Origin of the sequence: Kibdelosporangium phytohabitans, from assembly GCF_001302585.1 — a bacterium.
GTDB classification, from domain to species: Bacteria; Actinomycetota; Actinomycetes; order Mycobacteriales; family Pseudonocardiaceae; genus Kibdelosporangium; species Kibdelosporangium phytohabitans.
Genome location: NZ_CP012752.1, coordinates 10,660,801 through 10,683,550 on the forward strand (window position 1 = coordinate 10,660,801; position 22,750 = coordinate 10,683,550).

Annotated in this window: 18 protein-coding genes; 10 read left to right on the plus strand and 8 right to left on the minus strand. The window is 67.7% G+C overall.

Features of this window, described 5'->3' with window-relative positions; translation table 11 throughout:
• Positions 1-352: 352 nt before the first annotated feature.
• The 4 genes from AOZ06_RS47600 to AOZ06_RS47615 form a co-directional block, all read right to left on the minus strand.
• Positions 353-1,516, minus strand: a complete 1,164-nt coding sequence (locus tag AOZ06_RS47600) for an acyl-CoA dehydrogenase family protein (RefSeq protein ID WP_054295405.1) — start codon at positions 1,514-1,516, stop codon at positions 353-355.
• Positions 1,513-3,465, minus strand: a complete 1,953-nt coding sequence (locus AOZ06_RS47605) for an acetyl/propionyl/methylcrotonyl-CoA carboxylase subunit alpha (RefSeq protein WP_054297447.1) — start codon at positions 3,463-3,465, stop codon at positions 1,513-1,515. The genes AOZ06_RS47600 and AOZ06_RS47605 overlap by 4 nt, the downstream gene beginning before the upstream one ends.
• A 5-nt stretch (positions 3,466-3,470) precedes the next feature.
• Positions 3,471-5,084 carry a carboxyl transferase domain-containing protein gene (locus AOZ06_RS47610; RefSeq protein ID WP_054295406.1) on the minus strand — a complete coding sequence of 538 codons (1,614 nt, stop codon included), beginning with the start codon at positions 5,082-5,084 and terminating at the stop codon, positions 3,471-3,473.
• Between the two features lie 188 nt (positions 5,085-5,272).
• A complete protein-coding gene (locus AOZ06_RS47615; protein WP_054295407.1) occupies positions 5,273-6,061 on the minus strand; it encodes an SGNH/GDSL hydrolase family protein in 789 nt (262 codons plus the stop codon).
• Positions 6,062-6,215: 154 nt separating this feature from the next.
• On the opposite strand from AOZ06_RS47615, the gene AOZ06_RS47620 reads away from it, so the two are divergent.
• The 4 genes from AOZ06_RS47620 to AOZ06_RS47635 all read left to right on the plus strand — a co-directional run bounded on the left by AOZ06_RS47620 (position 6,216) and on the right by AOZ06_RS47635 (position 10,803).
• Positions 6,216-6,824 carry an SACE_7040 family transcriptional regulator gene (locus tag AOZ06_RS47620; RefSeq protein ID WP_054297448.1) on the plus strand — a complete coding sequence of 203 codons (609 nt, stop codon included), beginning with the start codon at positions 6,216-6,218 and terminating at the stop codon, positions 6,822-6,824.
• Positions 6,825-6,868: 44 nt separating this feature from the next.
• Positions 6,869-7,687, plus strand: coding sequence for an SAM-dependent methyltransferase (locus AOZ06_RS47625; RefSeq protein WP_063810589.1), 819 nt, complete (start codon positions 6,869-6,871; stop codon positions 7,685-7,687).
• A gap of 398 nt (positions 7,688-8,085) precedes the next feature.
• Complete coding sequence (locus tag AOZ06_RS47630) at positions 8,086-10,224, plus strand: GGDEF domain-containing protein (protein ID WP_054295409.1); 2,139 nt, start codon at positions 8,086-8,088, stop codon at positions 10,222-10,224.
• A 156-nt stretch (positions 10,225-10,380) separates the two neighbouring features.
• Positions 10,381-10,803 carry a hypothetical protein gene (locus AOZ06_RS47635; protein WP_225954090.1) on the plus strand — a complete coding sequence of 141 codons (423 nt, stop codon included), beginning with the start codon at positions 10,381-10,383 and terminating at the stop codon, positions 10,801-10,803.
• 799 nt (positions 10,804-11,602) lie between these two features.
• On the opposite strand, the gene metX is transcribed toward AOZ06_RS47635, so the two are convergent.
• Positions 11,603-12,673: a homoserine O-acetyltransferase MetX gene (gene metX / locus AOZ06_RS47640; RefSeq protein WP_054295411.1), complete on the minus strand. Its 1,071-nt coding sequence runs from the start codon at positions 12,671-12,673 to the stop codon at positions 11,603-11,605.
• Positions 12,670-13,971 carry a bifunctional o-acetylhomoserine/o-acetylserine sulfhydrylase gene (locus tag AOZ06_RS47645; protein WP_054295412.1) on the minus strand — a complete coding sequence of 434 codons (1,302 nt, stop codon included), beginning with the start codon at positions 13,969-13,971 and terminating at the stop codon, positions 12,670-12,672. Before AOZ06_RS47645 ends, metX begins: the two co-directional genes overlap by 4 nt.
• Before the next feature lie 111 nt (positions 13,972-14,082).
• Here AOZ06_RS47645 and rdmE point away from each other — a divergent pair, with 111 nt between their 5' ends.
• Positions 14,083-15,603 (plus strand): aklavinone 12-hydroxylase RdmE, encoded by a 1,521-nt coding sequence (gene rdmE / locus AOZ06_RS47650; protein ID WP_054295413.1) that lies wholly within the window; start codon positions 14,083-14,085, stop codon positions 15,601-15,603.
• A 10-nt stretch (positions 15,604-15,613) separates the two neighbouring features.
• The gene (locus tag AOZ06_RS47655; protein ID WP_054295414.1) at positions 15,614-16,486 is read left to right on the plus strand and encodes an SGNH/GDSL hydrolase family protein; all 873 of its coding nucleotides are present in this window, start codon (positions 15,614-15,616) and stop codon (positions 16,484-16,486) included.
• On the opposite strand, the gene AOZ06_RS47660 is transcribed toward AOZ06_RS47655, so the two are convergent.
• Complete coding sequence (locus AOZ06_RS47660) at positions 16,477-17,595, minus strand: DUF5925 domain-containing protein (RefSeq protein WP_236951970.1); 1,119 nt, start codon at positions 17,593-17,595, stop codon at positions 16,477-16,479. The two genes, AOZ06_RS47655 and AOZ06_RS47660, sit on opposite strands and share 10 nt — an antisense overlap.
• A 29-nt stretch (positions 17,596-17,624) precedes the next feature.
• Complete coding sequence (locus tag AOZ06_RS47665) at positions 17,625-18,002, minus strand: VOC family protein (RefSeq protein ID WP_236951971.1); 378 nt, start codon at positions 18,000-18,002, stop codon at positions 17,625-17,627.
• Positions 18,003-18,087: 85 nt separating this feature from the next.
• Here AOZ06_RS47665 and AOZ06_RS47670 point away from each other — a divergent pair, with 85 nt between their 5' ends.
• The 4 genes from AOZ06_RS47670 (at position 18,088) to ald (ending at position 22,014) form a co-directional block, all read left to right on the plus strand.
• Positions 18,088-18,444: a PadR family transcriptional regulator gene (locus AOZ06_RS47670; RefSeq protein WP_054295416.1), complete on the plus strand. Its 357-nt coding sequence runs from the start codon at positions 18,088-18,090 to the stop codon at positions 18,442-18,444.
• The gene (locus AOZ06_RS47675) at positions 18,441-18,884 is read left to right on the plus strand and encodes a VOC family protein (protein ID WP_054295417.1); all 444 of its coding nucleotides are present in this window, start codon (positions 18,441-18,443) and stop codon (positions 18,882-18,884) included. The genes AOZ06_RS47670 and AOZ06_RS47675 overlap by 4 nt, the downstream gene beginning before the upstream one ends.
• Before the next feature lie 370 nt (positions 18,885-19,254).
• Positions 19,255-20,787 carry a PucR family transcriptional regulator gene (locus AOZ06_RS47680; RefSeq protein ID WP_054295418.1) on the plus strand — a complete coding sequence of 511 codons (1,533 nt, stop codon included), beginning with the start codon at positions 19,255-19,257 and terminating at the stop codon, positions 20,785-20,787.
• A gap of 114 nt (positions 20,788-20,901) precedes the next feature.
• On the plus strand, positions 20,902-22,014 hold the full coding sequence (gene ald, locus AOZ06_RS47685) for an alanine dehydrogenase (protein WP_054295419.1): 1,113 nt from the start codon (positions 20,902-20,904) through the stop codon (positions 22,012-22,014).
• The last annotated feature ends 736 nt before the right edge of the window (positions 22,015-22,750 follow it).

A 22,750-nucleotide genomic window follows, 5' to 3' on the forward strand; every position in this document is an offset into this window, starting at 1 on the left:
GACGGCCTGCCGGAGGCAACCACACGCGTCAAGAGGCCCGTTGGGCCTGCGCTGATGCCCGCGACAAACGCAGGCGGACCTCTGGACACGTGTGGTTGGGCTTCGCCCAGGCCGACGGGCAGGAGCCCCCCCCCGAAGCCCACATCTGCGCTGGCGCACAAGCCGATGCGGGCTGGGCTGCGCTGGCGAGCGCGCGAGCCGCTCGGGGCTGGCTACTGCTCCGGCTGCTCCACCTTCTCGTTCGAGCCCTGACGCCGGTCTGCGCTAGCGCGCGTTCGCCGTAGTGGGTTGGCTGCCGCTGGATCTGCTGGTGCTTCTGTTCGAGCTCGTTACCCGACCGGATTACCGTCGGTCACTGCCATGGGCGGGTGAGGCCCAGTTCCCTGGCGATGAGCATGCGCTGGACTTCGCTTGTGCCTTCGCCGATCTCCAGGATCTTCGCATCTCGGTAGAAGCGGCCTACCGGGAATTCGTTCATGAAGCCGTATCCGCCGAAGATCTGTGTGGCGTCGCGGGCGTTGTCCATCGCTGCCTCGGATGAGATCAGCTTGGCGATGGCTGCCTGGCGCTTGAACGGCTGGTTGCGCAACATCCGTGCCGCCGCGTCGTAGTAGGCCAGACGGGCCACGTGGGTCCGGGCTTCCATGTCCGCGATCTTGAACTGGATCGCCTGGTATTCGCCGATCTTGTGGCCGAACGCTTCCCGCTCACCCGCGTACCGCACGCACTCGTCGACGCAGCCCTGTGCGAGGCCGACCGACAGGGCGGAGATGGCAACACGGCCCTCGTCCAATGTGGATAGGAACTGTGCGTAGCCGCGGCCTTCTTGCCCGAGCAGGTTCGACACCGGCACTGCGCAGTCCGCGAACGACAGCTCACGTGTGTCGGATGCGCTCCATCCGACCTTGGAGTACTTCTTGGACACCGCGAAGCCCTGTGTACCCGATGGCACGATGATCGCGGAGATCTGCTTGCGGCCGTCTCGTTCGCCGGTCACCGCTGTCACTGTCACCAGGCGTGTGATGTCTGTGCCCGAGTTGGTGATGAATGCCTTGGTGCCGTTGATGACCCATGAGTCGCCGTCCCTGCGGGCGGTTGTCCGGGTCGCGCCCGCGTCGGAGCCGCCTCCCGGTTCGGTCAGGCCGAACGCGCCCAGCGCCTCGCCTGCCACCAGCTTCGGCAGCCACTGCTCCTTCTGCTCTTGCGAGCCGAAGCGGTAGATCGGCATCGCGCCGAGTGACACACCCGCTTCAAGCGTGATCGCGACCGACGAGTCGACCCGCGCCAGTTCTTCCAAGGCCAGGCACAGCGTGAAGTAGTCGCCGCCCATCCCTCCCACCGACTCCGGGAACGGCAGGCCGAACAGCCCCATCTGCCCCATCTTCGCCACGATGTCGTACGGGAACTCGCCACGCTCGTAGTAGTCGCCGATGACAGGCGCGACTTCTTCCCGTGCGAACTCCTGCACTGTCTTTCGCAGCGCCTCGTGTTCTTCTTCGAGCCTGAAGTCGATCATTCCTGCTTCTCCTCTGGGGTCACCAGGGCGAGTGGTTGGTTCAGCGCGACCTGTTGGCCCGCTTGCACATGCAGCTCCGTCAACACGCCGTCCACCGGTGCGGTGATCGTGTGTTCCATCTTCATCGCCTCGACGACCAGCAGCGGCGCCCCCGCCGACACCCGGTCACCGGTGGCTGCCTTCACCACCAGCACAGTCCCGGGCATGGGGCTGGTGACCGGCCCGCCTTCCGTGCTCGAACCGGTCGACTCCTCCAGCAGCGAGTGCTCGGCGACCGCCCACGTGAAGCCGTCCGACGCCAGCCACAGCACCGAGCCCGACTTCGCGAGCCGATACCGGTAGGTCCGTCCGTCATACGTCAGCCGCAACTGCGAGCCGTCCACCGACGCGGAAGCCTTGACAGGTGCACCGCCGTCGATGGACACCGAATCGCCGACGACCCGGACGGTCACCTGGCGGTCACCGGAGTCGAACCGGACCGTGAACCCGGCCGAGCCGCCGACCCGCCAGCCAGACGGAACGTCCCACGGGTCGACCACGGGCCCGCGCGGGCGCAACGCGATCAGCTCGTCCAACGCGGCCGCGGCGAACACGTGGTCCGGAGTGGACTGTTCGAAGGGCTTCCGCCGCGAAACCAGCTGGGTGTCCAGCCGCCCGGCCACGACGTCCGGATCGGCCAGCAGGTCACGCAGGTAGGCCACGTTCGTCCCGACGCCGAGCAACGCGGTGTCGGCCAACGCCGACGACAGGCGTCCCAGCGCCTCCGCGCGGGACGGCGCCCACGCGATGACCTTCGCGAGCATCGGGTCGTAGTCCGACCCGACGACTGTGCCTGCCTGAACCCCGGAATCGACGCGGACACCGGTGGGTTCCACAACGTCCAGCACGACCCCGCCGGTCGGCAGGAAGTCGCGCGACGGGTCCTCGGCGTAGACGCGCGCCTCGACCGCGTGCCCGTTCAGCGGCACGGACGTCATCGTCAGCGCTTCGCCCGCCGCCACGCGCAGCTGCCATTCGACCAGGTCAAGGCCTGTCACCAGCTCGGTCACCGGGTGTTCGACCTGAAGCCGGGTGTTCATCTCCATGAAGAAGAACTCGTCCGGCCGGTCCGCGGACACGATGCACTCCACGGTCCCCGCGCCCGTGTACCCGACCGCGCGCGCCGCGTCCACGGCCGAGGCGCCCATCCGGGCGCGCATGTCCTCGGTCAGCAACGGCGAGGGGGCTTCCTCGATGATCTTCTGGTGCCGGCGCTGCAGGCTGCACTCACGTTCACCGAGGTGGATCACGTTGCCGTGCTTGTCGCCCAGCACCTGGATCTCGATGTGCCGCGGTCGTTGCACGAACCGTTCGATCAGCAGCGTGTCGTCGCCGAACGAACCACGGGCCTCACGACGAGCCGACTCGATCGCCGCCGCGAGCCCGGCGGCTTCCCCGACCAGGCGCATTCCCTTGCCGCCGCCACCGGCGGACGGCTTGATCAGCACCGGGAAACCGATCTCGGCAGCCGCCGCTACGAGGTCGTCGTCGGTCATGCCCGGCTCGGTGCGGCCCGGCACCACGGGCACGCCCGCGGCCATCACGGTCTGCTTGGCGCGGATCTTGTCACCCATCGCCTCGATCGCGCCGACCGGCGGCCCGACGAACACCAGGCCCGCTTCCTCGCAGGCCCGCGCGAAGTCGACGTTCTCGGCCAGGAAGCCGTAGCCGGGGTGGATCGCCTCGGCGCCCGTCGCCACCGCCGCCTCGATGATCCTGGGGATCGAGAGGTAGCTGTCACGCGCGGCGGCCGGGCCGATCCGGACGGCCGTGTCGGCTTCGAGCACGTGCCGCGCGTCGGCGTCCGCGTCGCTGTAGACCGCGATCGAGCGCACGCCCATGCGGGCAAGGGTCCGGGTGATCCGGACGGCTATCTCGCCTCGGTTGGCGATCAGAACTCGCTGGAACATCCCCATCACATCCGGAAAACGCCGTAGCCGACTTCTTCGAGTTCCGCGTTCGCGGCGACCGACAGCGCCAGGCCGAGCACGGTCCTGGTGTCGCCGGGGGCGATCACGCCGTCGTCCCACAGCCGCGCGGTCGAGTAGTACGGGTTGCCTTGGTCCTCGTACTGCAGGCGGATCGGGTCCTTGAACGACTCCTCGTCGCCGGCCGACCACTCGCCGCCACCCGCTTCGATCTGGTCACGGCGGACGGTCGCGAGCACGGACGCGGCCTGCTCGCCACCCATCACCGAGATCCGGGCGTTCGGCCACATCCACAGGAACCGCGGCGAATAGGCCCGGCCGCACATCGAGTAGTTGCCCGCGCCGAAGGACCCGCCGATCACCACGGTGAACTTCGGCACCCGCGCGCACGCCACCGCGGTGACCATCTTGGCGCCGTGCTTGGCGATACCGCCTGCCTCGTAGTCCTTGCCGACCATGAAACCGGTGATGTTCTGCAGGAACACCAACGGGATCCGGCGCTTGTCGCACAGTTCGACGAAGTGCGCGCCCTTGAGCGCGGACTCCCCGAACAGGACGCCGTTGTTGGCGATGATGCCGACCGGGTGACCGTGGATCCGGGCGAAGCCGGTGACCAGAGTCGTGCCGTACTCCCGTTTGAACTCGCGGAACCGGCTGCCGTCCACCACGCGGGCGATGACTTCCCTGACGTCGTAGGGCGTCCGTGAGTCAGTCGGCACGACACCGGTCAACTGCTCCGGGTCGGCCGCCGGCTCTTCGACGGGCGCGATGTCCCACGGTTTGGGAACACGGGGACCCAGTGTGGAAACGATGGACCGGACGATGCGCAACGCGTGCGGGTCGTCCTCGGCCAGGTGGTCGGTCACGCCGGACACGCGCGAGTGCACGTCACCGCCACCGAGTTCCTCGGCCGTGACGACCTCGCCGGTCGCGGCCTTCACCAGCGGCGGGCCGCCGAGGAAGATCGTGCCCTGGTTGCGCACGATGACGGCCTCGTCGCTCATCGCCGGCACGTACGCGCCACCGGCCGTGCACGAACCGAGCACGGCGGCGATCTGCGGGATGCCCCGCGCGGACATGGTGGCCTGGTTGAAGAAGATCCGGCCGAAGTGCTCGCGGTCCGGGAAGACCTCGTCCTGCTTGGGCAGGAAAGCGCCACCGGAGTCGACCAGGTAGACGCACGGGAGGTTGTTGTGCAACGCGACTTCCTGCGCGCGCAGGTGTTTCTTCACGGTCATCGGGTAGTACGTGCCGCCCTTGACCGTGGCGTCGTTGGCGACGATCACGCATTCCCGGCCGGACACCCGGCCGACGCCGGTGATGATCCCGGCGGCGGGCGCTTCGTCGGAGTACATGCCGTCGGCGGCCAGCGGGGACAGCTCCAGGAACGGCGAGCCGGGGTCGAGCAGCGAATCCACCCGGTCACGGGGCAGCAGCTTGCCGCGCTCGACATGCCTCCTGCGCGCCTTCTCCGGGCCGCCCACACGCGCCTTGGCGAGACGTTCCCGCAGGTCGTCGACCAGTTCGGCGTGTTCTTTGACGTAGCGCTGGTAGGCCGGATCCGACGGGTCCGCCTGACTGCGCAGCACGGGCGCGTCCATCTGACTCCCTGTTAGTCAGCGTTAACTAATGCCCCAATGTTAGCGCTGACTAACGTCCCAGTCCACCCAACCACTCTCGTGAGTGTTTTGGCCGGTTAGAACCGGCCGAACCACTCACGACAGGATGGGGAGTCGTGACAGCGAGAAGGGCCCCGCCCGCGGCGAGGCCCTTCCCGTAGTGCCCGTGCTCAGCCGGTGACGGCGTTCAACGCGGGCAGGTAGCCCTTGGACTGACCGTTCTTGTTGGGGTGGTAGGACTCCTCGACCGGCCACGTGAGGCTGTTGAGCCACAGGTCGCTCGAGCAGATCTCGTGCCCCGTCCACGCGGAACGGATGTCGACGAACCGGAAGCCCGCGGCGGTCGCGCGCTGCGCGGTCACCTCGGCCAGCACGTCGGCACCGCTGTTGATGGCCGAACGCTTCGTGTCCGACAGGCCCACGCTGCAGGACCCCGGCACCTTGTAGAACCTCGGGTAGCCGAGCACGATCACGCGCGCGGACGGTGACCGCTGCTTGATCGCGTTGTAGACGTTGTCCAACCTGGCCGGCAGCGTGTTGCGTGCGAACGTCTTGCCCTGCTCCACGCGGTTGACGCACGTGGAGTCGCCGTTGAGCGTGCACGTGGTGATCACGTCGACGAAGCCGGCGTCGTTGCCGCCGATCGAGACGGTCACCAGCGAGGTGCTCGCCGTGAGCGAGTTGATCTGACTGTTCAGCACGTCCGCCGTGACAGCACCCGAGCACGCCGCGAACTGGAAGGACGCGGGCTTGTGGGAGTTCGCCCACAGCTGCGGGTACGCGTTGGAGCTGCGCTTGCAGCCGCCACCGCTGTAGGGGCCGCCGGTACCGACACCGGACGAATAGGAATCGCCGAGCGCAACGTAGTTCTCAGCCGCCGCGTTGGCGGGTGCCGACAGCGTGGTCAGGCCCAGGGCGGTAGCCGCCAGGCATAACAGAACACGGAACGGTCGCCTCATTGTGCCCTCCGCGTGAAGAGGTCCCTCAATGGCAGGGATAGGGCTTCCCATCATCAGCGCTGGGCACCGACCACGAAAGCTTCCGGTGAATTGTTAACCCGACCGTATGTATCCGTCAGTGGCCAGTACTCGCCGACGACACCGAGTTAGCATGATGATCGTGTCGTCCCAACCGGTGTCTCCTGCCGCACCGCTGAGCCGCAGGGACCAGATCCTCGCCGCGGCGGCGGAACTGTTCGCACGACACGGCTTCCACGGTGTGGGCATCGACGACATCGGCGCGGCCGTTGGCATCTCCGGCCCGGCGCTCTACCGGCATTTCCGCAGCAAGGACGCGATGCTCGGGGAGATGCTGACGTCGATCAGCGAACTGCTGCTCGACGGCGGCCAGGCCATCGCGGCACGGCACGGCACGGGTACGGACGCGGGCCCCGGCGACCTGCTCGGCGAACTCGTCGGCTTCCAAGTGGACTTCGCGCTGGACAACCCCGCGCTGATCACCGTCCAGGAACGCAACCTCGGCAACCTGACCGATCCGGACCGCCGCCGGGTCCGGGCGTTGCAGCGCCGGTACGTGGAAGTGTGGGTGCAGGCCATCCGGGACGTAGTGCGCGACGTCGACGAGCCGTCCGCTCGCGCGGCGGCGCACGCGGTGTTCGGCCTGATCAACTCCACCCCGCACAGCAGGCACATCGACCGCGGCGAAATGGCCGCCTTGCTGCGGAGGATGGCGCTCGCGGCACTCTTGGGACAACGGGAGTAGTATTTCGCCGCTTTGCTCGATGACCGATGAAACAGGGTTCCTCGATGGCCGGCGAACGCCGTTGGATTCCAGAGAACCTCGATCCCGCGCGCCCGTCGCCCGCGCGGATCTACGACTACGCGCTCGGCGGCGGGCACAACCTGGCCAGTGACCGCGCCGTGTTCGAGCAGCTGGAGAAGATCCAGCCGAACACGCGGCAGATGGCGTGGAGCAACCGGGCGTTCATGCGCAGGGCGGTCGTGTTCATGGTCGACTCGGGCATCCGGCAGTTCCTCGACCTCGGTTCGGGCATCCCGACGGTCGGGAACGTGCACGAGATCGCGGGCAAGGCCGATCCGGCGTGCCGCGTGGTCTACGTCGACGTCGAGGAGATGGCGATCGCGCACAGCAGGTTGCTGCTGGACGGCGTGCCGAACACCGCTGTCGTCGAAGCGGATTTCGCCCGCCCCGGCGACGTCCTCGACCACCCGGAGACCAGGCGGTTACTCGACTTCGGCGTGCCGCTCGGGCTGCTCGCGGTGGCGTCCGCGCACCACATCCCGGCCGAGGTGGACGTGTACGGCGCCTTCGACCGCTACCGCGAGGTGGTCGTGCCGGGCAGCGCGCTGGCGATCAGCCACATGACCGCCGACTTCGAGCGCGTGCAGGCCAAGCAGATGGTCGAGACCGTGCAGGCCATCGCGCACAACCCGGCGTGCCTGCGGACCCGCTCGGAGATCACCGACCTGTTCGGCGACTTCGAGCTCGCCGAGCCGGGCCTGGTACCCCCGTCGAAGTGGCGGCCGGACATCTCGCACACGAGTGGCGGCGGCGAGGAGGACGGCATGTGGGCGGGTGTCGGAGTCAAGGTTCGGCGGCCGTGACTCCGGAACGAACAGATTCCCAACCGTCTGAGTCCCAAATATCGTCGCCATGTCACCCGATAGAAGTAACGCGCGCTACGGTGAGCAACTAACTGCCCGCCTACACTAGCCCGAATGGGCCGGGTGGGTGCGCCCGTCTACCGGAAGAGCACTCCGCTGAGTAGCCTGACCATCACCAGAACGGACCGAGAGGTGTGCCGCAGCCGTGGATCGATCGAGTAGCCCGTCTCCTCGACGACGCCGATTGCCCATACGGCGGTAATCCCACAGCTGTGCGAGTCCGATATCTGCGAGTAGCCCACCGAAAATCCCAGGAATACCCGTTGCCCCGACCGCAAGAGGTGCGTTGTGACTCCGAGTCAGAGCTCAACACCCGCGCACCCGCAGGACAACGCCCCGTGACGGCGCCGATGCCGCTCGACCCCCCGCGCGCCCGCAGGCGTGCCGAGGTCGCGAGGGCATGGGCGCGTGTGGTCGGCCGGACCGCCTACGTACCGATGACGGCCGACGAGATGGAACAGTTCCTGTTGGACAAGGTGCACACGCTGGCGAACGCGCTGAACACCGAGTTGTTCGACCCGTCCGTGGCGATCTCCGTGGGCAGTGCGTTGGTGCACAACGACTTCACCGGCCCCGAGAGCCTGCAGTGCACGGTCGAGATCCTGGCGGGGGCGCTGCTGATCGACTCGGCCGACCACGGCGACCGCAGGCTGGCCGAGAAGGTCGTCGGGCTGGTGTCCAACCTCGCCACCGGCTACTCCAACGCGATGCGCATGCGCACGCTCGACCAGCAGGAGCACATCAAACAGGCGCTGCTGAAGTCCAAGCGGGAAGCCGAGCGCAGGGAACGGGCCGCGAACGACCGGTTCGAAGAGGTCTTCCACGCCTCCGCGATCGGTATGGCGCTGACCGACATGGCCGGCAACCTCGTGCAGACCAACGCGGCGCTCGCGCACATCCTGGAGTGCCCGGAGCCGGAGCTGGCCGACCGCAACATCCGCGAGCTGTTCCCGGCCGAAGACGCCGACGACGTGGTGATCTCGTACCGCGAAGTGACCGAGGGCATGCTGCCGCGGATCAGGGAACGCCGCCGGATGGTCCGCCACGACGGCACCATCGCGTGGGTCTACCTCGTGATCTCGTTGCTGCGTGACGTCAACGGCGATCCCGCCTACCACGTCACGATGGTCGAGAACCTCAGCGAGCTGCAGGCGCTGCAGAACCAGCTCGGCCACCAGTCGGTGCGCGACATGCTCACCGGCGTGGCCAACCGCCAGCACTTCCAGTCCAAACTGGATGCCGTGCTCGAAGGTGCGGGTCCGCACACGTCGATCACGCTGCTGCACGTCGGCATCGACTCGTTCTCGGTGATCAACAACGGCCTCGGCCACCTCGCCGGTGACCGGATGCTGCAGGTGGTGGCCAACGAGCTGCGCGGGATCGTCGAGGACTACAACGCGGTGGTCGGCCGGGTCGGCGGCGACGAGTTCGCGATCCTGCTCGAGAACTCCCCCGACGTGCCGCACTACCAGACGCTGATCGACCAGATCAACGAGCGGCTGGCCGAGCCGACGTTCATCGGCGAGACAGGCGTGGCGGTGTGCGTGAGCATCGGCGTCGCACAGCACGTCGGCCGGGCGCACGGCAGGCTGGACCTGTTGCGTGCGGCGAACTCCACGATGCGGCGTGCCAAGGCCGTAGGCAAGCGCCAGTGGGAGGCGCACAACGTCCACGAGGACCACGAGCAGAAGGAGCTCTTCGCGCTGACCTCGGCCATGCCGGGCGCGTGGGAGATGGGCGAGCTCGACTGCGAGTACGAGCGAGTGGTGGACCTGGCAGACGGGCGCGTGACGGCACTGGAGGTGCTGCTGCGCTGGAACCACCCCACCGAAGGCGTGATCGGCCACGACCGGTGCCGTGAGATGGCCGAGAGCACCGGCATGTCGCTGACGATCGGGCCATGGGCGGCTATGCGCGCTGTCCGGGAGGTGACCGAGCACGGCATCGGTGACCTGGTGCTGCGGTTCCGGCTGACCGAGATGCAGTCGTCCGACGGCAACCTGGCGGCGGTGCTCAACAGGATGCTCCACTCGAGCGGCCTGCCACCCGACCGGCTGGAGATCGCGCTCGACGCGAGGTCGGTCGTGGCCAACCGCGGCGAGGCACAGTCGAACCTCCAGGCCATACGGGACAACGGGGTTGTCATCGGACTGCACGAGTTCACCGGCAGCCAGGCGGAGTTCGCGATCGTGGAGGACGAGCAGATCCAGTCGGTGATGCTGGCGGGCGCACTCGTGCGGAATCGGCCGGATCTACGCAAACCGGACTCCCTGCTGACGAAAGTCACCCGGGGAATGATCAGCAACCTCAGGGAGACGGGCGCGGTCGTGAACGCGTCAGGGCTGGCGACACCACAGGACGCGGCGTGGTGGCACGCGCTCGGGGTAGCCCGCGGCCAGGGCGAATTCGCCGGAGTTCCGGGGGGTTTGGTGAGCGTGCTCCCTGAACACACGGCCCAGTCGGTGAACGGGGCCTGAAGTCAGCGGCGCCAATCGTAGATCATCCAACCGGGTGACGGATCACATGCCCGGTCTTGTCACGCGGCACGCCCGCTGTTGGAAGATGTCCTAGTGGCCCCGAACCCCGAGCAACCGCAAGGCATCATCGAAGCGGCAAGCCAGGCGCTGGCGTCGATGCACGCCGGCGAGGACACGCGCGCGGTGGAGCGGATGACAGCGTTCGCCGAAGAGCAGGGCCGCGAACAAGCGACCGAGCTGATGCTGATGCTGTTCCGCGAATGCAGCGCGATGGTGGCGGCACTGGGCAGCGGCGGCACAGCGCCGGTGAAGATGCAGGTCTACGACGACGAGGGCAAAGAAGTCCCGATCGACGAAGCGGACCCACCCGTACGCACAGCCGTCCGCACCCTCCTGGCCGAAGTCCACGGTGACACAGAAGCCGCGAAGGACCAGATCGAGATAGCCATGGCGAACGCGGCACCCGCCGAAATGGCCATGGTGATGATGCAGGCGTTGCGCTGGACGATCAAACTGGCCGCCGAGTGCAGCAGCCGGGACTTGCCCGTGTCCGAGTGGATCACCACCGCGCTGAGCTGAACCCGTTGCCGTTTGCATCACCGCTGCGGTGAGCCGAGCTCTCTCGACAGATCAGCACCACGTTCGAACGGCTCAATTCCGCCGACACCACCGCACCGAGCTCATCCGCTTCGGCAAGACGACCACCTGCGCTGAGCGTGTAGCTGGTCTGGGTGCGTCGGTCGACTGTGCGACTGGTCTTCTCGCGCCGTGCCGCCTGGGCGCGTTGCCCTTGCCCTTGCCCTTGCCCTTGCCCTTGCCCTTGCCCTTGCCCTTGCCCTTGCCCTTGCCGACAAAACCACCACTGCGCTGAGCAACGCCACGCCAACGAGACCACCGCCACCGAGCTGACCCACTCCGACAGGAACCGCCACGGCACTGAACGAGTCGCACCGATGGGATCACCGTCAAATCCGGTTGTCCACAACCGGTCAGTAACCCCCCTTGACCAGGCCCATCACCGGTAGACTGGAGCAGGGACGCCCCCCGGGTTGGGTGGGGGCTTGTTTGTTGGGGTTTTGGGGGATTTGGTTAAAAGTTGGTGGTGCGGTGGTGTGCGGTGTGGGGGTAAGTCACTGGGTGGGTGAATTCAACTGCGTGTGAGTTGGTGCGTGGATGGCCTGTGGCTCGCGACTGGGGGCGTGGGCGGAGAGGTTGCTCCCCTCCTTAAGGCCTGGACGTGACAACTCAAAGAGCCACAGCGGCGGCCATACGAGCCGATGACAGGCCGTACGGAAGAGAACCGACCGCGTCACAAGCCGGGAACCAAGAGTGGAGTGCACAGGAGCCCAAACGACCACCTCCCGCAAGCAACTTGGCTCTACCCGAGCAACTCCTTGACGTAAGCGGAAACCTGACCGGTCTCGATGAGGAACGCGTCGTGTCCGTAAGGCGAGTTGACCACACGAACATCCCCGGCCCCCGGAATGCCCTGGGCCAGTTCGATTTGCTGGGACAACGGGTACAAGCGGTCGCTGTCGATCCCGGCGACGACGGTGCGTGCCTGGACGCGGCTCAGCGCGGCGGCGATTCCGCCTCGTCCTCTGCCGACGTCGTGGGAGTTCATCGCCTGGGTGAGGACGACGTAGCTGCCTGCGTCGAATCTGCGGACCAGCTTGGCGGCCTGGTGGTCCAAATAGGATTCGACGGCGAATCGGCCGTCGCCCTGCGGCGTGCGGCCGAAGCGGGCGGCGAGTTCGGGTTCGCTCCGATATGTCACGTGCGCGATCCGGCGGGCGATGCCCAGCCCGGCCACCGGGCCGGGCGGCGACGAGTAGTAGTCCCCGTCCTGCCATGCCGGGTCGGCGCGGATTGCTGCCAGCTGGGGCGCTGCCCACGCGATCTGCTCGGCGGATGCTGCTGCTGGGCACGCGAGCAGCAGCAAGGTGCGCACTCGCGACGGGTGTGTCACCGCCCATTCGACTGCGCGCATCCCGCCCATCGATCCGCCTAGTACCGCGGCCCATGACGGGATTCCCAGCGCGTCCGCGAAGTGGGCTTCGGCGGCGACTTGGTCGCGCACGGTCAACGCCGGGAATCTGCTGCCCCATGCTTTCCCGTCCGCCGCGATGCTGGCCGGCCCCGTACTGCCCTGGCATCCGCCCAGCACGTTCGGCACCACCACGAAGTAGTGGTTCGTGTCGAGCGCTTTCCCCGGCCCGATCAGGCCGTCCCACCAGCCGGGTTCGCCTGGCCCGGCGGCGTGGCTGTCGCCGGTCAGCGCGTGCAGCACGAGGACCGCGTTGGACTTCGAGACGTTGGGCAGGCCCCAGGTCTCGTACGCGATCCGCACGTCCGGCAGCAGGTCGCCGGATTCCAGTTCGAGCGGCTGCCGGAGGGAGACCCAGCGGCGTCTGCCCGCCGGGTCTCCCTCGTGCCAGCCACCGGTCACGTGTCGGCCTTCGCCGCGCGGAAGCCGGCCTCCAGGTCCGCCTTGAGGTCGTCGATCGCCTCGATGCCCACCGACAGCCGCACCAGTCCCGGCGTCACGCCGGTCACCAGCTGCTCGCCCGCCGTCAGCTGGCTGTGCGTCGTGCTCGCCGGGTGCACGATCAGGCTGCGTACGTCGCCGATGTTCACCAGCTGCGAGAACAGTTCCGTACCGTCCACAAAGGCCCGTCCAGCTTCGACGCCACCACGAAGCTCGAAGGACACCACGGCGCCCGCGCCACGCGGCAGGTACTTCCGCGCCGCGTCGTACCACTTGCTGCTGGGCAGGCCCGCGTAGTGCACGGCCAGCACCTCGTCGCGCTGCTCGAGCCATTCGGCCAGCGCCTGCGCGTTGGCCACGTGCCGCTCCAGGCGCAGCGACAGTGTCTCGATGCCTTGGATGATGAGGAAGCTGGTCAGCGGTGCGATCGCCGCGCCCGTGTCACGCAGCAGCTGGACGCGGAGCTTCGCGGCGAACGCGCCGTGGCCGAGCACAGGCCAGTACTGCAGGCCGTGGTAGCTCGGGTCGGGCTCGTGGAAGTCCGGGAAGCGCTCGGCGTTGGCGCCGAAGTCGAACTTGCCGCCGTCGACGACCACACCGGCGATCGCGGTGCCGTGTCCGCCGAGGTACTTCGTGGCCGAGTGGACCACGATGTCGGCACCGTGTTCGAGCGGCCGCAACAAGTACGGCGTGGGCACGGTGTTGTCGACGATCAGCGGTACGCCCACCTCGTGTGCGACGGCTGCGACCGCTTCGATGTCGAGTACGTGGCTACGGGGGTTGGCCAGTGATTCGGCGAAGAACAGCTTCGTGTTGGGTCGTGCCGCGGCGCGCCACTCGTCGAGGTTGTCCGGGTCGTCGACGAAGCTGACCTCGATGCCCAGCTTCGGCAGCGTGTAGTGGAAGAGGTTGTAGGTGCCTCCGTACAGCGAGGCACTGGACACCAGGTGGTCCCCGGAGCGGGCGAGCGTGAGGATGGCGGCCGTCTCGGCGGCCTGTCCGGACGCGAACGCCACCGCGGCGACGCCGCCTTCGAGTGCCGCGACCCGCTGTTCGAGCACGTCCTGGGTGGGGTTGTTGATCCGGGTGTAGATGTTGCCCGGCTCGGCGAGGCTGAACAGATCCGCGCCGTGCTGCGTGTCCCGGAAGACGTACGAAGTTGTTTGGTAGATGGGAGTCGCGCGTGCGCCCGTGGCCGGGTCGGGGGCCGCACCGGAGTGGATCTGCTTGGTCTCGAAGGACCAGCCGTCGCTTGCCATGTCTGCAGAAGCTAGCCAGGGCCGAATGGCCTCACCACAGCGTCCACCTGCTGGAACCTTCACAAAAAATAAGTCTTGCCAACTTACTCTCTTAGTTCTTAAGATACTTACATGACTGATGTAATCGTGGTGGGCGCCGGCCTCGGCGGCTCGTCGACAGCGATGTTCCTGGCCCGGCGCGGCATCGACGTGCTGGTCGTCGAGCGGCACGCGAGCACGTCGCCGCATCCGCGCGCGGCGGGCCAGCACCAGCGGACCATGGAGTTCCTGCACATCGGCGGGGTGGCGGACGAGATCCGCGCCGTCGGTCCCCCGCCTGCCGAGTTCCGGATCAAAGTGGCCGAGAGCCTGCACGGCCGCGTGCTGCACACCGTCATGGAGAACTTCGCCGACGGGCTCGGCGCGGTCGAGCAGCTCACCCCGGCGGGCTGGGGCTCGGCCACGCAGGACCAGGCCGAGCCGATCATGATGGAGCAGGCCAGCAATCACGGCGCGACCGTGCGGTTCGCGACCGAGCTGGTGTCGTTCGAGCAGGACGCCGACGGCGTCACCGCCCAACTTCTCGACGTGGAATCCGGCCGGTCCGAGGAGGTCCGCGCCAAGTACCTCGTCGGCGCGGACGGCAACCGCAGCCCGATCCGCGAGCGGCTCGGCATCGCCCGGACCGGCTTCGGCGGCCTGTCCAACCACATCGGCATCGTGTTCGACGCCGACCTGACCGGCGTCCTGCCCGACGGCGAGCAGTGGCTCTACTACCTGCAGAACCCGGCGTTCACCGGCGCGTACATCGGTGTCAACAAGCCGAACCGGCACATCTTCTCGATCGAGTACCACCCGGAGAAGGGCGAGTCCTTCACCGACTACCCGGCCGAGCGGATCGTCGAGCTGATGCGGATCGGTCTCGACTCGCCGGACCTCGACCCCGAGATCATCTGGACGGGCCCGTGGGAGATGGCCGCGCGGATCGCCGAGAAGTGGCGTGATGGCAGGGTTTTCCTGGTCGGCGATGCCGCGAAGGTCACCCCGCCGACCGGCGCGCTCGGTGGGAACGCGGCGGTCGGCGACGGCTTCGACCTGGCGTGGAAGCTCGCCGCCGTGCTGACCGGCGAGGCGGGACCGGGCCTGCTGGACACCTACGAGGCGGAACGCAAGCGCGCCGCGGAACTCGTGGTGAACGAGTCGATGGCCAACTACGTGCTGCGCATGGCGCCGCACCTGGCCGGGCCGGACATCCCCGAGGCGATCGGGCCGATCGAGGTCGTGCTCGGCGTGCGGCACACGTCCAGCGCGGTGATCCCCGAACCCGATGACGGTTCGCTGACGATGGACCCGTTCAAGTTCAACGGCGAGCCGGGTTTCCACGCGCCCCACGTCGTCCTGCCGTCCGGAGAGACCACATTGGACGTTTGGGGCGCCGGCTGGGCCCTGCTCGGCGGGCCGGACGGCGGCTGGGACGAGATCGACCTCGGGATACTGCAGTTCCGGTCGCTCGGCGAGGTGCACGACCGGTTCGGGGTCGGCCGGGAAGGTGCGAGCCTGCTGCGGCCGGACGGGGTGGTGGCGTGGCGGACCACGTCGAAAGCCGACGAGGCCACGCTGAAGAACGTGCTCCGACAGGTGTTGTCTTGTTAGTTTGTCCAGCATGCGTGTCTTAGTGCTGGTGGTGACGCTGCTCGGACTGCTTGTCGCTCCTGCGGCGGCCGAGCCGCGGCACAGCCTGGCCCGCTCGTACGTCGCGCTCGGTGACTCCTACGCGGCAGGCCCCGGTATCCCCAACCAGGTAGGTCAACCGGCGGGATGTGCTCGTTCGGATCGGAACTATCCCGCGTTGATCGCCAAATGGCTGCGCATCCCGCAGTTCACCGATGTCAGTTGCAGTGGCGCGCGGACGGTCGACATGACCAAGCCGCAGAAGGTCTCCGGTGGGACGAATCCGCCGCAGCTCAACGCGTTGCGCGCGGACACCGACCTGGTCACGGTGATGATCGGCGGCAACGACATGGGTTTCGGCGAGATCCTGCAGAAGTGCGGGCAGCTGGCCGCGCACGACCAGCAGGGAAACCCGTGCGAGCGGTACTACACGTCCGGCGGCACGGACCGGATCGCCGCACGGATCTCGGGCGTCGGTTCAAAGGTCTCCGCTGTGCTCGGCGAGATCCGCAAGCGCGCACCGCGTGCACATGTGGTCGTGGTGGGTTACTTGCGGATCCTGCCGCCGAACGGGACCTGCTTTCCCCAGGTCCCGTTCGCCGCGGGTGACGTGCCGTACTTCGACCGGACGTCACGCCTGCTCAACGCTGAACTCGGCGCGCAGGCCACGAAGCACAAGGCCTCGTACGTCAACCCGTACCCGTATTCCCACGGGCACGACGCCTGTCAGCCCGCCGACCGCAAGTGGGTGGAGGGCCTTTTCCCGTCCGCACCGGCAGCGCAGATGCACCCCAATGCCAAGGGCATGCAGGCTGTCGCCATGTTGAGCGTTCCGTCTGTCCTTTTCGGACGTTTTCAGAGGTAGAGGTTGCCGTGCTCGTCGGGCATGTGCGCGACGACCGGCGACGCGCCCTCGGCGAGCGCGTACAACTCCGCGAGCGTCGCACCGGAGCCCGGCGCGACGGCCTTGCCGTCCAGCCACGCGTCGGCTTCCACGTGAGTCAACGGACCCACTTCGATCTGCGCGAGGCACCGGCCGGGCCGGGTCACCGCCGGGTGCAGGCGCGCCAGGTTCTCATTGGTGGTGATCCCGATGAGCGTCTGGCATCCCTGTCCGAGCAGGCCGTCGGTGAGGTTCAGCAGCCGGGACAACGCCTGTCCCGTCGACGCCTTCGCCTCGCCGCGGATCAGCTCGTCGCAGTCCTCCAGCAACAGCAGACGCCACGGCTTGTCGTCGTCGTTGTTCTCCTCCAACGCGACTTGCAGCAGGTACGACGGGCTGTCGAACAAGCGCTCCGGGTCAAGCACACAATCCACCTCGCACCACTCGCGCCACGACTGCGCGATCGCACGCAACGCGGTCGTCTTGCCGGTGCCGGGCGGGCCGTGCAGCAACAGCAGCCTGCCGTTGAGCTCGTCCGCTGTGGTCGCCATCAGCTTGTCGAAGGCGGCTCCCACGCTGGACGTGTAGTTGCGCCTGATCTCATCCCAGGCCGGGGCCACGATGTCCCTGGTGCGGCGGCGCGGACCGTGCTCGGCCACGTACCAGAAACCCATCGTGACGACCGCGGGGTCCTCGGTCGGCTCGGCTTTCGCGCCGTCGACCGCCTCGGCGAGCACTTTCGCGGCCAGCTCGTCCGAGGTCGCGGTGACGGACACGCGCCCGCCGTCGTCCCAGCGCAGGGACAGCATGATCCAGCCTTCGCCGGTGGCCAGGACCGCTTTGCGCGAGTCGTCCTTGGCTTCACGGATGACCGTGGCGTCCGCGGGCAGGAGCGTGGCGTCCGCTTTGAGCGGTTGGACTGAGGCGGACTGGGACGCTGTGTGCTCGCCGCTGGCGAAGAGGCTGATGAACAGAGCGTCCAAGACCCCGATCGGCGAGTCGCCCGCATCGAGTTGGAGGTGCGTCGGCAGAGCGGTCACCGGATCCGGCGCGGTGACCGTCTTCACGACGTGGAGTTGCTGCTTGGACACCCCAATATCATCTCGCGCTCTTCGAAGCGCTACAACGAATTATTCGTACCCCACTGTTCGCCCAGCGCGTAGCGGGTGCCGTCGTCGGCGGCGAACACCGACCACCAGCCGAAGAACATTTTGCTTGGCGCGGTAGGGAAATCAACGCCTTTCGCGGTCAGTTCGCGGTATGTGCGCTCGACGTCGTCGCTGTAGAACATGATGTTGGACGTCGGCAGTCCGTCGGGTGCCCGCGGTGGCCGGTGACCCGGTTCCCGCAGGGACAACACCATTCGCATGTTGCCGTCCGGCGAAAGCACCGCGATCCAGCGGCCGTCCTCACCGTACGGCGAGTCCTCGGCGACGGTGAACCCCATCTTCTCGGTCCAGAACCGCTTGGCGATCTGCTGGTCACCGACGTACAGCACGACCTGGTCGACACCTCGGAGCACGACTATCCTGTCCAGATATAACCACAATGGATACAACGAAGCCGGACTGTATACTCCGGACATGGCGGACCGCAACACCCCACCGCTCACCCCGGCGGGCTTCCAAGTCCTCCTGGCCCTGGCCGGGGGCGCGGCGCACGGCTACGCGGTCATGCGCTTCGTGGAGGAGATCTCGAGCGGAACAGTCCGCCTCGGCCCCGGCACCCTCTACCGGACCCTGCAACGCCTGGTCGCCGACGGCCTGGTCAAGGAAGTCGAAGTGGCGAGCGAGACCCCGGATCCCCACGACGCGAGGCGGCGCTACTACGAACTGACGAACCTCGGGCGAACCGCGGCAGCGGGCGAAGCCGAACTGCTTTCACGTCTGGTGGCCGCGGCGACCGATGCGGGCCTGCTCGGCAAACGGAGGACAGCGTGACACCCAGCAGGGCGGTCAGCCTCACGCCACACGTGTTCGTCCGAGACGTGCCCGCCGCGATCGAGTTCTACCGCAAGGCGTTCGGCGCGGTCGAGGTGTTCGCCAACCGCATGCCGGACGGCACACTGCTGTTCGTCGACCTGGCGACAGGCGGCGGCAGGCTGATCCTGAGCGAGGAAATCCCGCAGCTGAACGCCCTGAGCCCGCAGACCGTCGGCGACTCCCCGGTGATGCTGCTGCTGGAGGTCGAAGACGTGGACGACCTCACCAGACGCGCGATCTTCGCGGGAGCGACGGTGGAGATGCCCACCCAGGAGATGTTCTGGGGCGAACGCTACGGAATAGTCCGCGACCCGTTCGGCCACCGCTGGGCGATCTGCTCGACCCGAGACGAGATCTCCCTGGACGACGTCTTACACAGCACACCAGATGAGGTCTAGGCAACGGCGAGTGTCGTCCAAGCGAACGCGCCCGGCGCTGGGTCAGAGCGGAGCGCACCGTGGGGGCTCGGCCCCCGGAATCATCGAGCCGCAACCGGCGAAAGCGCGAGGAACGAGCGATGAGCAGGGTGAGATTGCGGTGGTGTGGCCGCCCCCGATGACGACCACACCACCGCCCGAAACCCGGCAGGCCGGGCATGCGAGCCCCAGAGGTCACCCTGAGTCGTTGACCGCTAACGCAGTACCCCAGGGCGCGGGTAACTAAACCCTCACTCTGAAGACGACGCAAGTCCGTTGAAGGTTGCGTGTCGCATGGACGAATTTTGCGAGCGAACGGCCCACACTGAAGCCCAATTGGTGGGAGGACAGCATGATCACGGTGCAAGGGGTGGTCGACCGGGTCGGCCCCACGCTCCTGCGCACCGTGCTGCCCGGCGACCGAGGTGTCACCGATGTGGTGATAGCCGAACTCGGCCGACGCACGCACGTGGCCGACGGTGACCTCGTCCTCGGCGTCACGGTGAACACGGCAGGCAAGGCCGCGGAACTCGTCGAGTACTGCGGAGCTCACGGCGCGGCGGCGGTCCTGCTGAAGCCGCCGCTGGCGGCCTCCGCGGGCGTTCTGACGGCAGCACGGGAGACCGGCACGGCGGTCGTCGAAGTGCACAACGCGACGGCGTGGGCCCAATTGGTCTGGCTGCTGCGCACAGTTCTGGACGCGGCGGAGGACGACGAGCACGCGGTCGAACCCGGCAACCAGGGCCTCGGTGATCTGTTCCGGCTCGCCGACGCGGCCGCCGCCGTGGTGGACGCGCCGGTGACCATCGAGGACGCGAATTCGCGCGTGCTGGCGTATTCGGCCAGGCAGGACCGCACGGACCCGGCGCGCGTGTCGACGATCATGGGCAGGCGCGTGCCCGACGACGTGCTCGCCCGGTTCCGGTCGCGTGGCGTGTTCCGCGACCTCAGCCGTGGCCGGACAACGATTTTCGTTCCCGCACAACGGGACGGCACCCTGCCGAGGCTGATCGTGCCGATCCGGATGGGTGGTGAGCTGCTCGGTTCGATGTGGGCGGTCGTGCCCGGCCCGGTGTCCGACGAACGCGCGGCGGCGTTCGCCGACACCGCCCCGGTTGTCGCGTTGCACCTGTTGCGCCGCCGCGCACTGGCGGACGCCGAACGCCGCCGCTCAGCGGAGTTGGTACGGACCTTGTTGCAGGGCAAGGGAAGCGTCCGATTGGCCGCAGCGGAACTCGACCTGGACGACGAGCCGCACCGGGTGGTCGCGATCGACGTGGACACGACCGACGCACTCGACGCGGAAGGCCTGCGCCTCGCGCTGTGGGAACGCATCACCGCGGGCGTGGGGCGCCAACCAGCGGTGACAGAGCTGCACGGGGTGCTCTACGCGATCGTCCCCGACCAAGCGGGCTGGCCGGCGTTGAGCGAGGCACTGCGCACGGAAACAGGCGCGCTCGTCGGCGCGGGCTCCCCTGCCGAGCTGACCGAACTCGCCGATTCACGTGCCCAAGCAGAAGAAGCACTGAGCCTCGTACGCGCCCGGTTGGTCAACGGTCCCGTAGCGAGCCACGACGAGGCATGGCCGGTCGTCGCGCTGCACCGCGTCGCCTCCGCCGCGGTCCCAACGGCCGCCGCGGACCTCGGCCCGTTGTCAGTCCTGCGCACACACGACGAACAGACCGGCTCGTCGTACGTCGACACCTTGTACGAGTGGCTCCGTCACCCCGGCGACCCGAAGACAGCGGCGCGCGCGTTGCGGATCCACGCGAACACGCTGAGGTACCGGATGACCCGCTTGATCGAACTGACCGGCCTGAACCTGGACGACCCGGACATAAGGATGGCGGTGACCGTGCAGCTCGCCACGACCCGTTGGGCCTAGCGACTGTGTTTGGAACACAACACGAAGTCCCCCCTCTAGTGCTCCGAACACGATGACACGACGGAAAGTGTGCGCCACCGTGGTGTAAGACACCCGGATGGAGGAGCTAACGCCGTGAAGATCGCAGTCCCGCGCGAGGTCAAGAACCACGAGTACCGGGTCGCCCTCACCCCGGCAGGCGCACACGAGCTGACGGCCCGCGGGCACGACGTGTTCGTGCAGGCCGACGCGGGCATCGGATCGGCGATCCCCGACGAGGAGTTCCTCTCGGCCGGAGCCAAGATCCTGGCGACAGCGGAAGAAGTCTGGGCCGAAGGCGACCTGGTCCTGAAGGTCAAGGAACCGATCGCCTCGGAGTACAAGTACCTGCGCGAGGACCAGGTCCTCTTCACCTACCTGCACCTGGCAGCCGACAAGCCGCTGACCGACGCGCTCCTCCAAGCGGGCACGACGGGAATCGCGTACGAGACGGTCCAGACCGCCAACAGGGCGCTGCCGCTGCTGGCCCCGATGTCCGAGGTCGCAGGCCGCCTGGCGCCCCAGGTCGGCGCGTACTCCCTCATGCGCCCGTCCGGTGGCCGCGGCGTGCTCCCCGGCGGCGTCCCCGGCGTCCACCCCGCACGGGTGGTCGTGATCGGCGGCGGCGTGGCAGGCGTGAACGCGGCCCGCATCGCCCAGGGCATGGGCGCGGACGTGGAGATCCTGGACACGAACGTGGACCGCCTCCGGCAGATCGACGTGGACTTCAACGGCAGGATCCGCACCCTGACGTCGAACAAGTACACGCTGGAGCAGGCAGTGCTCGAAGCAGACCTGGTGATCGGCGCGGTACTGGTGCCGGGCGCCAAGGCACCGAAGCTGATCAGCAACGAACTGGTCGAGCGCATGAAGCCGGGCTCGGTCCTTGTGGACATCTCCATCGACCAGGGCGGCTGCTTCGCGGACTCCCGCGCGACCACGCACGACGACCCGACCTACCAGGTCCACAACTCGGTCTTCTACTGCGTGGCCAACATGCCCGGCGCAGTCCCGCGGACATCGACCTACGCCCTCACGAACGTGACGCTCCCCTACGCCACGGCACTGGCGGACAAGGGCTGGAACGCGGCACTGAAGGCAGACCCGGCACTGGCCCTCGGCCTGAACATGCACGCCGGAGCACTCACGAACGCCCCCGTGGCAGAGGCCCACGCCCTCCCGCACACCCCAATCAACGAAGTCATCTGAGACCTCGGTCACGTTTACCTGCACAGATGACCGATTAACCACGGGTAACGAAGACCGGTGAAGAAATACCGGCCACCCCAGAGAAGCGAGAAACACCAACAACCCCTAATATAAAAAGCAGACGGCCCGCTCCCGGTGACCCCCAGGCTGGTTGAGCGGGCCGTCGTCTACCTCTGGCCTCCCCTTGCTCGGTTGCTTCGCGACCTTCGCTGGGGAGGCCGACGTCGTTATTTTGGGGGGCCGAGCCCTCAAGCCCCCACGGTGCGCGTTCCTTCTGATCCAGCGCTGGGCGCGACGCGTTTGGACTAACGCGCGCGGCTGCGCCGCGAGGCGCCTCCGGCGCCGGAGAAGGAGACCGAGGGCGACGGCGGCGGAGCGCCGGAGAAGGAGACCCAGGAGGCGGCGAGGGCCTTCTGGCCACGGGGGCATCTGTCACGAGACCAAAGGCACGGCTGGGCCATCGAAGCGGTCGCGGTGCCCGTAGCGGGTGAGGTCCGCCTACCCCAAGAGCCGCAGCGGCAGCCACACGGACCTCACCCATCCCCACAAGCGCGCCAGCGCACACACCCCCTTGGTGTTCCCTCTCTCGGAGGCCGTCCGCCGGCGAGGTACCCCCAGAAACCAGCCCAGAACGAAAACCGGGCGAAAGCGGAAGGGGTTCAGTCGACCGTGTGGCGTGTCGATGGTTGAAAGATGAGATGTAGAGGTTTTCGTGGTTGAGCCGCGGTGGGATGTC

Bases quoted from the DNA above. Each gene is read 5' to 3' on its own strand.
- AOZ06_RS47600 (WP_054295405.1), bottom strand. From the start codon at position 1,516: ATGATCGACTTCAGGCTCGAAGAAGAACACGAGGCGCTGCGAAAGACA.
- AOZ06_RS47605 (WP_054297447.1), bottom strand. From the start codon at position 3,465: ATGTTCCAGCGAGTTCTGATCGCCAACCGAGGCGAGATAGCCGTCCGG.
- AOZ06_RS47610 (WP_054295406.1), bottom strand. From the start codon at position 5,084: ATGGACGCGCCCGTGCTGCGCAGTCAGGCGGACCCGTCGGATCCGGCC.
- AOZ06_RS47615 (WP_054295407.1), bottom strand. From the start codon at position 6,061: ATGAGGCGACCGTTCCGTGTTCTGTTATGCCTGGCGGCTACCGCCCTG.
- AOZ06_RS47620 (WP_054297448.1), top strand. From the start codon at position 6,216: ATGATCGTGTCGTCCCAACCGGTGTCTCCTGCCGCACCGCTGAGCCGC.
- AOZ06_RS47625 (WP_063810589.1), top strand. From the start codon at position 6,869: ATGGCCGGCGAACGCCGTTGGATTCCAGAGAACCTCGATCCCGCGCGC.
- AOZ06_RS47635 (WP_225954090.1), top strand. From the start codon at position 10,381: ATGCACGCCGGCGAGGACACGCGCGCGGTGGAGCGGATGACAGCGTTC.
- AOZ06_RS47645 (WP_054295412.1), bottom strand. From the start codon at position 13,971: ATGGCAAGCGACGGCTGGTCCTTCGAGACCAAGCAGATCCACTCCGGT.
- rdmE (WP_054295413.1), top strand. From the start codon at position 14,083: ATGACTGATGTAATCGTGGTGGGCGCCGGCCTCGGCGGCTCGTCGACA.
- AOZ06_RS47655 (WP_054295414.1), top strand. From the start codon at position 15,614: ATGCGTGTCTTAGTGCTGGTGGTGACGCTGCTCGGACTGCTTGTCGCT.
- AOZ06_RS47670 (WP_054295416.1), top strand. From the start codon at position 18,088: ATGGCGGACCGCAACACCCCACCGCTCACCCCGGCGGGCTTCCAAGTC.
- AOZ06_RS47680 (WP_054295418.1), top strand. From the start codon at position 19,255: ATGATCACGGTGCAAGGGGTGGTCGACCGGGTCGGCCCCACGCTCCTG.